Source organism: Marinicellulosiphila megalodicopiae (assembly GCF_045862395.1).
In the GTDB taxonomy this organism is placed as follows: Bacteria; Pseudomonadota; Gammaproteobacteria; order Pseudomonadales; family Natronospirillaceae; genus Marinicellulosiphila; species Marinicellulosiphila megalodicopiae.
Map to the genome: position 1 here is coordinate 3,821,247 of NZ_AP023087.1, position 12,489 is coordinate 3,833,735.

Annotated in this window: 11 protein-coding genes; 5 read left to right on the forward strand and 6 right to left on the reverse strand. The window is 34.3% G+C overall.

The window, feature by feature from the left end; all coding sequences use genetic code 11:
* Nucleotides 1-96 precede the first annotated feature (96 nt).
* Nucleotides 97-1,437 (reverse strand): group II intron reverse transcriptase/maturase, encoded by a 1,341-nt coding sequence (gene ltrA / locus TYM08_RS16460; RefSeq protein WP_422379593.1) that lies wholly within the window; start codon nucleotides 1,435-1,437, stop codon nucleotides 97-99.
* An 825-nt stretch (nucleotides 1,438-2,262) separates the two neighbouring features.
* Nucleotides 2,263-2,925: a hypothetical protein gene (locus TYM08_RS16465; protein ID WP_422380242.1), complete on the reverse strand. Its 663-nt coding sequence runs from the start codon at nucleotides 2,923-2,925 to the stop codon at nucleotides 2,263-2,265.
* A gap of 151 nt (nucleotides 2,926-3,076) precedes the next feature.
* Between TYM08_RS16465 and TYM08_RS16470 the strand changes: the two genes are divergently transcribed.
* The 3 genes from TYM08_RS16470 (at nucleotide 3,077) to TYM08_RS16480 (ending at nucleotide 6,688) form a co-directional block, all read left to right on the forward strand.
* Nucleotides 3,077-4,291, forward strand: coding sequence for a helix-turn-helix domain-containing protein (locus tag TYM08_RS16470; protein ID WP_422380243.1), 1,215 nt, complete (start codon nucleotides 3,077-3,079; stop codon nucleotides 4,289-4,291).
* A gap of 212 nt (nucleotides 4,292-4,503) precedes the next feature.
* Entirely contained in the window at nucleotides 4,504-4,857 is a 354-nt protein-coding gene (locus TYM08_RS16475; protein WP_422382843.1) for a sensor histidine kinase, read from the forward strand.
* Nucleotides 4,858-5,401: 544 nt separating this feature from the next.
* On the forward strand, nucleotides 5,402-6,688 hold the full coding sequence (locus tag TYM08_RS16480; protein ID WP_422380244.1) for a PAS domain-containing protein: 1,287 nt from the start codon (nucleotides 5,402-5,404) through the stop codon (nucleotides 6,686-6,688).
* Between the two features lie 548 nt (nucleotides 6,689-7,236).
* On the opposite strand, the gene TYM08_RS16485 is transcribed toward TYM08_RS16480, so the two are convergent.
* The 3 genes from TYM08_RS16485 to TYM08_RS16495 form a co-directional block, all read right to left on the reverse strand.
* Nucleotides 7,237-7,527, reverse strand: a complete 291-nt coding sequence (locus TYM08_RS16485) for a hypothetical protein (RefSeq protein WP_422380241.1) — start codon at nucleotides 7,525-7,527, stop codon at nucleotides 7,237-7,239.
* 382 nt (nucleotides 7,528-7,909) lie between these two features.
* Entirely contained in the window at nucleotides 7,910-8,479 is a 570-nt protein-coding gene (locus tag TYM08_RS16490; protein WP_422380245.1) for an HD domain-containing protein, read from the reverse strand.
* Nucleotides 8,480-8,508: 29 nt separating this feature from the next.
* Nucleotides 8,509-8,853 carry a hypothetical protein gene (locus tag TYM08_RS16495; protein ID WP_422380246.1) on the reverse strand — a complete coding sequence of 115 codons (345 nt, stop codon included), beginning with the start codon at nucleotides 8,851-8,853 and terminating at the stop codon, nucleotides 8,509-8,511.
* A gap of 404 nt (nucleotides 8,854-9,257) precedes the next feature.
* Here TYM08_RS16495 and TYM08_RS16500 point away from each other — a divergent pair, with 404 nt between their 5' ends.
* Together TYM08_RS16500 and TYM08_RS16505 are read left to right on the forward strand one after the other, a co-directional pair.
* The gene (locus tag TYM08_RS16500) at nucleotides 9,258-9,524 is read left to right on the forward strand and encodes a hypothetical protein (RefSeq protein ID WP_422380247.1); all 267 of its coding nucleotides are present in this window, start codon (nucleotides 9,258-9,260) and stop codon (nucleotides 9,522-9,524) included.
* Nucleotides 9,460-11,247 (forward strand): NACHT domain-containing protein, encoded by a 1,788-nt coding sequence (locus TYM08_RS16505; protein WP_422380248.1) that lies wholly within the window; start codon nucleotides 9,460-9,462, stop codon nucleotides 11,245-11,247. Before TYM08_RS16500 ends, TYM08_RS16505 begins: the two co-directional genes overlap by 65 nt.
* A gap of 329 nt (nucleotides 11,248-11,576) precedes the next feature.
* Here TYM08_RS16505 and TYM08_RS16510 read toward each other — a convergent pair whose 3' ends face one another.
* Nucleotides 11,577-11,957, reverse strand: a complete 381-nt coding sequence (locus tag TYM08_RS16510; RefSeq protein WP_422380249.1) for a hypothetical protein — start codon at nucleotides 11,955-11,957, stop codon at nucleotides 11,577-11,579.
* Nucleotides 11,958-12,489: the final 532 nt, after the last annotated feature.

The following is a 12,489-nucleotide window of genomic DNA, read 5'->3' on the forward strand; positions in this document are numbered from 1 at the left end:
AGTAGAAGACAGCCACATCTAAAAAAACATGACAGCCTCCCCTCATCAAACCGTACGTGCGGTTCTCCCGCATACGGCTTTCCGATATCCTTCTTCTCAAGCATGCACAACTTTCCAACGCGGTTTTACTGGTGGCTGATACAACCCTAAATAACCGTACAAATACTGCCTTGGAAATTTATGATAACTCGCCCCTCTATTTCTCACCTTGTGTCTGTACCTTAGTTGGTGTCGCAGACTTTCTTCCATATAGTATCGGATCTTCTTTATTTTTCGATGACCGTAACCATAATAAAAATAATTGCACCAGCCTCTGACTGTTGCATTTAATTGTCTAACCACTTCATTTATCGGTACTGGATTCATCGCTCTTCGAGTGTAAAATTTAATCTTCTCACTTACTTTTTTCATCGATTTCTGTGACGGCTCAACCATCGGGAATACTTTTCCTGATTGTTTGCTTTTTGCCATTGAAATTTCAAAACCTAGAAAATTAAACTTCTCTTTTAGCGAATCTACCACTTCAGTTTTGTCTCCATTAAGTTGTAAATCTAATTTACCCAAAACTTGTGTTAACACTTTATATGATGCATCTGTTTCATTTTTACAAAGAATCACTAAATCGTCAGCGTATCGGACTATTTTCGCTTTTAATTTAAATGCTAAATTGTGTTTGTCCCATATTCTATCCAATACATCCAGATAGATATTGGCCAATAATGGCGAGATAACACCACCTTGAGGTGTGCCTAATTTACTTTTCTTACCACCTGCAATAACCGTTTGTTTTCCGCTCTTTTCTACTTTGATCACCACCGACTTTAACCATTGATTTAATAACGCTAATACTTTCTTATCAGAAACTCTCAGCGATACTAACTTCATGAGCTTAACGTGCGCGATGGTATCAAAGTATTTCGACAGGTCAGCATCAATCACTTGTGTATGTCCCGATCTTAACGATTGAGTAATACTGTTCATGGCTTGATGAGCCGATCGATTAGGACGAAATCCGTAACTGTTATTACTGAAGCCCGATTCAAAAATTGGTTCAATGACAATTTTAACAGCCATTTGGATGATTCGATCTTCAATATTCGGGATACCCAACGGACGAGTTTCGCCATTACCTTTCGGTATGTCGACACGTTTAATTGGACTGGATTGATAGGAATTAAATTTAAGCTTAGATTGTAAAATATTTAAGTAACGCCACTTTGATATTTCTCGTTCTATTGTTTCAAATGTCACCCGATCTAAACCAGGTTTGCCATTGTTTTTCTTAACAAGTTCGTAAGCATATTGCAGGACATCCAAACGATAAACCTTGTCATAGATTGAATAAAAGCAAAATGTGGATTGTTGTTTGGCTTTTTGAAATAGTTTCCTCTGAAGGTCACCGACTCGTTTTTTCAAACTGGAAGATGTTAATAGCATAATGCAATCATCTGAGCCTTTTCCTCTTTGGTTACATGAATAAAGTAGAGCCACTTCCCTTGGGTGTCGTTATGTTGTCGCTCACCCTCAAACGGTACTATTAGCCCCTCTGACTTCCAATAAAGCCCGTCATCATTTCGCTCTTCGCTTATAAATGACCGTTGATTCTGCAAAAATCACCTTATTGGATCTCCCGTCCTGCACAATGTATCTTCCACCACATACCACTCTTATAACCCCGAAGGACTCTTTCGTTCATGCTCATTAAACATGTTTGTGACTGTCTAAAAAAAAGACAGATCAGAAATCATATTTTTGATTGAAAGATGACAGCTTTCCCCTTCAAAACAGAGAGTCAGCGTCCTTATTTAGTTAACGAGGCTAAACAGATTCACTTGCGTTGCGGTCTGCGGTTTTGCCTTTGAAAAACTTACAGCATCCAATTACTTGAACACTGCTTTTCAGTGCTACCTAGGTGAATGAGTAATTCCTAGGACAGGACTTTAACCTGCTAGATATATTGCCGGTAACGGCGTACGTTTTGACCCCGCTTAATTTATTGACCCCGCTTAATTTATCGAGTTAGGAAATATTGCTGAAGAAAATAATACACAGATACGATCATTTAAAGTTTCATAATAAAATTTAGGTAATTACGTCTTGAAATAAAGATTACTTGATTGAATGCAAAACTGTAATTTAACTTACAAAGCGAGCTATTAAAATAGATTACAGCTTATTTTTTGACATAAACAATTCAACACAAAAACACTATTCTTTTAATTTTATACACCCACATCAAATTTAAGTCACAATTTCGAATTACTAAAATACCCGCTTTGCTATCCATACACGCAAACTAAAATAAACAATACACGCAACAACCAATAACTCAGGTAATTCTAACCATCCACTGTCTTGAAGATATTCTGGAAAATATTTAGCCCCTTGGCCTGTAAAAAACGAACCCACCGCCACAAAATAAGTAAAACCCATACGCCATAGATGTCGGGTGATGTTGTGTTTTCTAGTTTGTAATCGTCCTGAAAGTCGAATTAAATCGAATATTCCCGCTATCAATGCGATGCCCCCTATAAAAGCATAAGCTGAAAAATCGTAACCATAAACCATTTGATTTGGCGATTTAAATGCTACGACAGCCAAACTAATTAAACACAATGCACAACCCCAAACGCTTAATATTAATAACAGGTCTAAATTTTTGAATGGTTGATTATTTTTGCGAAACGCCATAAATGAAGTAATTAATAAGTAGGCAGTTAATAATCCAGCAAAAAAAGTCAGAATTTGGTTCGGGACAATCAAGGCGTATACCATGCCCAAAATAGCCGATACTAACATCAACCCCACATAGCCTTTGCCAAATTGAATGTGCCGTTTACTTCCTTTTGTACTGACCAAACTGATTAATCCAAACAACATAGCTAATATGCCTGTGCCCACATGTAATAAAATAAATCCCCACATACTTTCTACCTGTTTTAAAATGTGGTGTTAAATTAAGTAATAAATTGATTAACTTCGACTTTATTCATCGGTTAGGACAGTTTTTTAGTTGTATTTTGTCTGTTTTGATCAATTAAGACAGATTTTTGGTTATTTTTATTGGAGTCATCTATTGAATCAACAACTCATATTAGCAATATGTTTATTAAGTTTGGGACAAATGCTGTTAAGTGTTTCGTTATTATTAAGCCGTGCTCGTCACTCTCATGTGTATTATTGTTTAGCTGCCTTTATTTTTTTAAATGGATTCATTACAGCCGGTCCTGTTTTTTCAACGTTTGTGCCCGCCCAACAAACCTATTTTATTGCGCTAACTTTACCTGCACTTTTATGCTTGGGTCCTTTTTCATGGATGTACTGCCAAGGGCTAACTTCACAAACAAAATGGCGATTTAAACTTGGTCACCTGTTGCATTTTATTCCTGCTGGCCTAGGGGGATTAGCCGCCATTTGCATGTTTTTATTTTCTTTAGAGACACAACACAACCTATTAATTGGCGAGGTTGATGATGATTTATTAATGTCCATTGAAGGGAATCTGTCGGCCTTAGGTGGATTGGCAATTTTTGTATTTGTGCTGTTAATTTTTTGGCTCGCTCAGTCAGGTGTGTATTGGCTAAAATCTATGAAGCGTTTGTATCAATACCAAAATCAGTTAAAACACTTATTTGCAAGTAACAGCAAAAAAGAACTCACATGGTTGATAATATTAACAATCACTATCGGATTAATTTGGTGTTTGATGTGCCTTAACTTTTTAGCCGATGCAATATTTGAAATCACTTTAATTAATTTACTCAGTTTTAAATTAATGTCACTTGGTTTCATTTGGTCTATCTCAATGTGGGGTTTAAGACAAAAACCCGGCTTTGAAGGGTTGTACAATAGTGAGAAAATTCAACAAGAACTTGCATTAAATGAAAGTGTTGGCAACAACGAAACAACAAACACTAAATATAAAAACTCAGCCTTAACACAACAAGATTTTGAACGAATTGCCAATAAAATAAATACTCTTTTTCAAGAATCCAAAGTGTATTTAGATCACGACATTTCCTTAATGTCGCTCTCTCAAGCCACCAATATTTCGACCCATAATATTTCACAAACACTCAATGCGTATTTAGATATTAACTTTTGTGATTACATCAATAGCTGGCGCATACAATTAGCTAAATCCATGCTTATTGAAAAAAAATTAACAGTTTTAGATATTTCTGAAGCTTGCGGATTCAATGCTCGATCATCTTTTTACAAAGCATTCAAAAAAGAAACCTCAATGACACCCAGCGAATATAGAAAATCAAAATCTAGCGATTGTTACTGATTGGGTTTAGGGAATGATAGTTTATCAGCCATAAAAAAGGCCAATACCTAAGTATTAGCCTTTAATGTGTTTTGGGTGTCTATGTCTATGTCTATCTCAAGGTAATACGCGAACCTATTTCGGTACAATAGTTTCCTTATAATAGATAATGCAAGTAAAATAAAATAAAACAAAATGCAATTTTAAATTTTAAGTCAAATAATTGTTTAATACTGGGGGACGAAAGTGAAATAATTCAAATTTTTACGAATTTAATTGGTAATTCTATTGATGCAAAAAAAGTCAATCAACCGCATGTTACAATAAATATTGAGATGGTTACTCAAGATGATCATGTGGATGTTACTATTTCAGATGACGCAACAGGAATGGACGCTGTTACATTGGAACAACTGTTTGATCCATTTTATACAACTAAAGAAGTGGGTAAAGGTACGGGTTTGGGGCTTTCTATTATTCATGGAATTGTTCAGGAGTTTTCTGGCTCGGTTACTGTGAAAAGTGTACTTAATGAAGGAAGTCAATTTGTGTTGTGTTTTCCATTATATATAGAAGAGAATCCTTAGATACTGCTAAACTTTTTTCATTTTTAATATTCGATCGTACTAATAGCGCGCATTGAATAACTAAGGTTAATTTAGGGCTTCAACAATTCTCTTAATCAAGGAGTGGAATGAATCGATATACATAGGCTGGCAGCAACGTAAAGTCGAGAGTAGGCAGCTTTCTCAAAGGCTTAGCGCTAGAGTCTCTTTAGTCAGTGTAGTCACATAAAACACGGTTACTTGCAAAGATATACGTACTGATGCTTTACACGCTTATAGGGTTACTGGTGTTAGATCTGTGCCAGTAACATAAATGGTGAACAGATAAAACGCGACAATGGAAGTGAAAAGAGATTCGTCATTTCTCTATATAAAATATTGCAATCATTAGTCTCGGTGCGGCTCTCTAGTGGTTCTAGGTTCCTTGAATACCGAATAGCGCATACCGATATACAGGAGGGCGGGGGAAATAGACTTAAAACCCCATGAATGTTGTAAAGTAAAGTAATGCATTGTGAAGTTTGTGCTAGGATAAATAAAAGAACTTAATGCTCAGGCCTGGTTTATGGTTAATAAAATCAATCTTATTGATGAATCAAGACAATTCGATTTAAGCGAACGTTTTTTCTCGATTACCGATTCTCGCGGTGTGATTGAATGTGCAAATGACGTATTTATGCGGGTATCAGAATATGACCCCGATGAAATTATTGACAAGCCGCATAATATTATTCGTCATCCTGATATGCCCCGCTGTGTATTTTATTTGTTTTGGGAGTATTTAAAACAAGGTAAAGTCATAGGTGCTTATGTAAAAAATCTAGCAAAAGACGGTCGTTATTATTGGGTATATGCGTTGGTTTCCTCTTTGGGTGATCGACATATTTCAATACGAATCAAACCGTCGTCTGACATTTTTCCAATCACCAAGAAGCTATATAAAGAACTGGTAGAGCACGAAAATAATTTTTCTGGTAATCGTCAAGATGCCATGATGTCTGCTTATGAATTACTTAATACTCGATTAAATGAGTTAGGGTTTTCAACTTACGACGAATTTATGAATGCAAGTTTAAGAGTAGAAATGAGCGCGCATTCAAATGAAATACAAAAACAAAATACTAGTCTTAATTACCCCAAGCAAGGCAATAACGCCATTGTGGTGGCGCGCTTAATTCGGGTGTTTGCTAAGCTTGATCAATTAGTTGAGTGTGGGTTATCCATCAAGGACAAACAATCTAGTTTTTTATTTATTGATAAAGAATTACATTCCATTGCAACTAATACAAAATTTCGAGCTGCCCGGTTGGGGTCAGACGGGAAATCTTTGTGTGTAGTCAGTGACGAAATTTCGCGTACACGCGTATCAATTGGCATTGAAATAAAACGATTAAATAAAGATATTTCCTCCATTGTCAGTGCCATTACTGGCGCGACATTGCATTCATCGTTAGGTTATTTACAACTACTGACACAGGTAGAATTTAAAAATCAAAAAGAAAATAGTCAAATGAAAGTTGCAGAGCAACAAGTTAATTTTGGCTGGTCATTAGATGCTATGAGTAAAGTGTTATCAAAATGCAGTGATCAATCTTTAAATGATTTCTCTAAAGAAATAAGGCGATTATCTCGGTCCTTAAATGAATTTTCTGAATTTATTTCATTCATAGCTCGTATGATTCAAGTGTTAGATTTTAGTTATGTAACTGGGCAATCGCTCTCTGCATCCATTGAAAGCACTAATGAATTTAGAGACATTCTAGCAGGGTTGAAAATAGTGGCTTCTCGAACAACAAAAGATTTAAATGAATTAAGGAAGTCAGTCTCAGTAGCCATAGATATCATTGAATAAATATAAATATAAATATAAAAAGTAAATGTTGTCGAAGTACGATTTTTTATTGAGGTGTTTTTAAGACGTTATTTGTAAGCCGGTATTATTCATTTAATATCGACTTTTTTTAATAAAATTAGTATTTTAATTAAGGTTTAAGTGTATAAGTAAAGATTCGCAACAAATTGTTTTTTCATCTAATTAAATAAAATCAGTAGACTATAATTAAATTTGAAAATATCTAAGATTACATTGAATATGCATTAAATTTACCTGGGAAATTAGGGTCAAATCTTGACTTCAGACTTCACGATCTTCGAACCGATGTCCTAAGTCAAGTTTTGACCAGCTTCATGTCATTAAATAATCAATCTGTTTTTTTTGATTAGTTTAGTGAGATTAAATCGTTATTTTATTTTTGTGACGTTTTGTTGCTTAGATTGTGTGTGTGTTAATTAGTTCTGTTATAGATTAAAAATAGAGCCGCTGATTGCATAAATAGGATCGGACAAACTTTATGCTGACATAGGGTGAATTGTTAAAAGGTGCAGTGACATGAGGTTATTTTAAGTGTCACTGTTTTCCGGCTTATTGAAATGAGAGATTAAGCAACGATAGTATTCACCACCCACATCATTTCGTACAAGACCACTTTCAACAGCATTAATAAATTTTTCTGGCAGGGCACAAATGCCAACTGCTGACATTAAATTTTGTATTTTTTCCATTTTTTTATCTGTTTCCATTTCTATTGCCGATGGCGAGCTTGTGTCACCTCCCCAACCTTTATCATTAAAAATACAAAGACTTTTAACCTCCTCAATTAAACTTTCCTGATCTCTTAAAGAATTCAACATTTATTTCGGTCCTCAAATCACTTATCGTTCTAATAATCCGCACAAAAAAGCGCGGGGGATTTGTGTATTCATCGCGGAAAAAACAAAATTAACGCGACGTGTTTTTCGTCGGTTTTAATTTTTTTATATTTTTTAAAAATAAGTTAAAAATTAGTAAAAATTAGGGTTGTATCTTGACTTTAGACTTCACGATCTTCGAACTGATGTCCGAAGTCAAGTTTTGACCCCGCTTAATTTTCACGATCTTCGAACCGATGTCCGAAGTCAAGTTTTGAACCCTCTTAATTCACATTTATTCGCCTAACGCCAAATTTTGGGGCGAGCGGCAGCGAGTCCAGTGCCCGCCGCAAAACGGTTTGGCGGGCCGACCAACAATGCCTTGTTAAGCTGGGTCTAACCACCCAGCGTTTACTGCTTTATCTATTTCTACGTACATCCATTTGAGTAATTCGGGAGCAACATCGCCAATAAACGCATTATGTTTTACAACCATAGACCTCGTTATATCCTGTTCCATCCAAGTACGGCCTTCGGATGCTATGTTTAAGAGAAAGGGTAGTAATTTATCAAATACTTTAACCCATTGGCTTTCTGTTGTGACTCCAGCCTCATACTCTTCCCATAATTCTTTGGCATTGTTCCCAAACGTAGGAAACCTTGAACGAAACTCATCCATATATTCAAATTCTTGCTCATACTTACCGCTTGTGTCGTGATATGCACAAACATCACCTGCACCAATTTCACATATGTCGTGACACAAAGCCATTTGGATGCACTTATTTATATCGACATCGGCAGGAATTAAGCTCGAATATCCCATAAGAGCTACAGCTAAATGCCAGCTATGCTCAGCTGAATTTTCATTTCGCGAGCCGTCAGTAATATAGGATTTACGATAAACTGATTTAAGCTTATCTAGCTCTAAACCCAGCAATGCTATTTCATTCATAATTTGTGCTTAACATGTTATTAAAAAAATTAGGGGCAAATATTGACTTTAGACTTCACGATCTTCGAACTGATGTCCGAAGTCAAGTTTTGACCCCGCTTAATTTCTTTGAAATGAGAGATTAAGCAACGATAGTATTCACCACCCACATCATTTCGTACAAGACCACTTTCAACAGCATTAATAAATTTTTCTGGCAGGGCACAAATGCCAACTGCTGACATTAAATTTTGTATTTTTTCCATTTTTTTATCTGTTTCCATTTCTATTGCCGATGGCGAGCTTGTGTCACCTCCCCAACCTTTATCATTAAAAATACAAAGACTTTTAACCTCCTCAATTAAACTTTCCTGATCTCTTAAAGAATTCAACATTTATTTCGGTCCTCAAATCACTTATCGTTCTAATAATCCGCACAAAAAAGCGCGGGGGATTTGTGTATTCATCGCGAAAAAAAAATTAACGCGACGTGTTTTTCGTCGGTTTTAATTTTTTTATATTTTTTAAAAATAAGTTAAAAATTAGTAAAAATTAGGGTTATATCTTGACTTTAGACTTCACGATCTTCGAACTGATGTCCGAAGTCAAGTTTTGACCCCGCTTAATTTCATAAAATAGTAGTTATAATTATTGGAAATTCAAGTGAAGCTAGGTATAGTTTGGACTTCAATCAAATCGACGGTATATTTTAAAAATGACAAATAAAGAAAAATTCCGTCTAATACAATGTTATGATTTTATCTAAATTAGAGGCTATGTGTAGCCCAAAAGGGAATTAATGTTAGAAACTATTACTTTAGAAAGTGCTGTTAAACTTAGTACTCCATTAGCTAAAAAACTTTTCAATGAAAAGCTTAAGCCTATAATTACCGATAAAATTTCAAAGTATTTTAAAAACAGAGCAGACAATAAAACTTTTGAAAAAGAATCTGTTAAATATATTGCAAGGACATCAGGACTGTGTTCAACAATGAACACCATTGCCTTCCCGAACACCCCGAAAAAAATTAGAAGACTTATATATTCCATTAAAAATTATAGGTGATAACGACAATGAGATCGTTATTAATAACGAAGCCGATATTTTTAAAAATAGTAATAAAGTATTAGTAAGTGATACTGCAGGTATGGGAAAGTCTACATTATCAAAAAGAGTGTTTCTTAATATAATGCAGAAAGAAGAGCATATTCCTGTATTTATTGAGCTAAGACAGTTGGTTAAAAAACCTTTAGCTAGTCAAATAACTTCAAGGTTTGGTGTCGATACTAACCAGCCTATTGAATTTTTAAAACAATTACCCTTAGTATACTTATTCGATGGTTTAGATGAAGTTGATATTGAAAATAAAGACTACATAATTAAAGAGATAAGAAAATTCATTGATGATTTAGGTGAACCTAAAATATTAATTACATCTAGATCAGAGTCATATCTTTCCGAATTTTATGATTTTACTAGATTTACAATTACACCTTTAGAAGAAAAAGAAGCATTTAGCCTTCTAGCAAAATATAATCCTAAAGGTGATGTATCTAAGAAATTGATATCGGGTATTCAACGTAGCAGAGACAGGGGGCTAAAAGAATTCTTATCAACGCCTTTGTATGTATCGTTGTTATTTTGTGCATATAGACACAAAACAGTAATCCCACAAAAAAAACATTTATTTTATTCTCAAGTATATGAAGCTCTTTTTGAATCACACGATTTAAGTAAAGAAATTAGTTTCGTACGACCTAAACACTCTAAATTAGACTCTTCAGAATTCCATCTTCTACTTAGAAGACTTGGGTTTTGGTGCCTTAAAAATGGTGGGAAAATTGAATTTCAAAAGGATCAATTAGAAATTATTGTTCAGGAAATTATTTCAACTACAAGTGGTGTAAACACTAGTGCAGTAAATTTTGTTAAGGATCTTACTACAACAGTACCACTATTTGTTAAAGAAGGGAGTAATCTTCGCTGGTCCCATAAATCTTTAATGGAATATTTCTCTTCTATGTTCATTTGTAACGATGCAAAAGAGAAGCAACAAAGCCTGTTACTATATTTTTATAATTCAAATGAATGGTCGTCATACAAGAATATATTTGAATTATGTGCCGATATTGATTTTAGTTCTTTACGTTCATCGGTAGTGAAAAAAGTGCTAGAGGAATATATTAATTATCATAATTCTAATTATAAAAATATTACAAACAAAAGAATAAAACTTGAAGATATAGAAAAAAGAGTCAGCTTGTTATTTGGTAAAAAATATGGATTTAAGATTATTGATGTTGAGGTATTTGATTTCACTGATGAAATTTTTTGGAATGAAAATAATCCAGATGCTCTAGCAGTAAAGAATAATTGCAAAGATAAAAGCACCGAGGTATCTCAAATGATTACTTTTCTGCAGGATGAGGGCTTTGTTTATGGAGTAAGTATTCTAAGTCGAGAAGATATGATAGTTCGTATCTTGAAATATAAACTCCCAGAATTATTTTTAGATAAAAAAGATAAAAAAGAGGAAAGGGATAAAAAAGAGGAAAGGGATTTTTACGTTGAACTGTATAGTTCGAGTATTAAAAAGAATAAATTATACATTGTTTCAGATTCACCTACAGAGCTTATTAATAACTCAAAAAACTTTCAGTTAATTAATCAATTGCTATTAAGCAGTCGATCGTTACCGTTAGATTATCAAAAAGTTAAATATGAGTTGGATATAATAATTGAAGACTCTAGTAATGGCATAGATCAACTAATTGGTGAACTCGGCTAATAAAGAACCATAAAGCCATAAACCAAAAAATCAAGAGGACTGGGGGTCAAATCTTGACTTCAGACCTCAAGAGAGGACTGGGGGTCAAATCTTAGAGAGGACTGGGGGTCAAATCTTGACTTCAGACCTCAAGAGCCTTTTAATAATTTGGCTACCCGATTATATTTCTGTACACCACACTTTTAATTTACGCTTCTTAAACAAGAGGACTGGGGGTCAAATCTTGACTTCAGACCTCAAGAGAGGACAGGGGGTCAAATCTTAGAGAGGACTGGGGGTCAAATCTTGACTTCAGACCTCAAGAGCCTTTTAATAATTTGGCTACCCGATTATATTTCTGTACACCACACTTTTAATTTACGCTTCTTAAAAAATGAGATGTCTTCTGTGCCGTATATATTATCAAGCATTTCACCTAATTCACACTCTTGTATTCTTGACCCAAATGGCAATTTATTATGAGAGCTCGATACCATGCTAATCCGTAATTGCCCAGCTTGATTATCAAACCAACTATAAAATATCATAGGGATATTAGGTTTTTTAGATAAGTACAAGTCTCTACATTCAATAATAAATTGGTTAATTGACTCCGTGCCCCAATCTTTAATATCACGCTCTGAAATTCCAAAAGTATACATATTTTCATGAGCTTCATTATTCAATTCAGTTGAATTAATAATTACTATTTTATTCTTTAATTCGTTCAACCAATTATTTAGCATAAAATCTTAATTCTAGGAATATAACATGTTATTAGTCGGAAAAAATCTGTTTTAAATATTTTAAATAAAGTCCGTCAGTTAGTTAGTTAGTTTAAGGCAACACTATACCCAGTTATTTTCTATTTTCAAAATATTGCTTACTATTTTTTTGAGAAAAATACAGAAAATTTGACATGCAGGGATGCATTAATGCAGTGAGTTAAGGACGTACAGAAACTGCCTGATATTTCTATCGCCTACTTTATTTTACAAGGTGTTGTCTTTGAGCTGGATTTACTATTTTTTTGGCCAATTCTGTATATCCAGTCAGCAATAATAGGGGAAATATGTAATGCGTTTTTTTATAGATTTGAATAGTTTTTCGTAATGAATCACGAACCTACAGGTGAGATTAATTTCTATATCAAGGACGACGTGTGGGTGTTATTTTTTTAATGATTTGGATAGTTTTTTCGTACTGAATCACGAACCTACAGGTATGGAAAACTAGACAGGCATTTTTAGAAATTTGTGCTGA

What these genes read in the sequence shown, in the direction of transcription:
- ltrA (WP_422379593.1), bottom strand. Translation starts at nt 1,437, where the DNA reads ATGCTATTAACATCTTCCAGTTTGAAAAAACGAGTCGGTGACCTTCAG.
- TYM08_RS16465 (WP_422380242.1), bottom strand. Translation starts at nt 2,925, where the DNA reads ATGTGGGGATTTATTTTATTACATGTGGGCACAGGCATATTAGCTATG.
- TYM08_RS16480 (WP_422380244.1), top strand. Translation starts at nt 5,402, where the DNA reads ATGGTTAATAAAATCAATCTTATTGATGAATCAAGACAATTCGATTTA.
- TYM08_RS16485 (WP_422380241.1), bottom strand. Translation starts at nt 7,527, where the DNA reads ATGTTGAATTCTTTAAGAGATCAGGAAAGTTTAATTGAGGAGGTTAAA.
- TYM08_RS16490 (WP_422380245.1), bottom strand. Translation starts at nt 8,479, where the DNA reads ATGAATGAAATAGCATTGCTGGGTTTAGAGCTAGATAAGCTTAAATCA.
- TYM08_RS16495 (WP_422380246.1), bottom strand. Translation starts at nt 8,853, where the DNA reads ATGTTGAATTCTTTAAGAGATCAGGAAAGTTTAATTGAGGAGGTTAAA.
- TYM08_RS16500 (WP_422380247.1), top strand. Translation starts at nt 9,258, where the DNA reads ATGTTAGAAACTATTACTTTAGAAAGTGCTGTTAAACTTAGTACTCCA.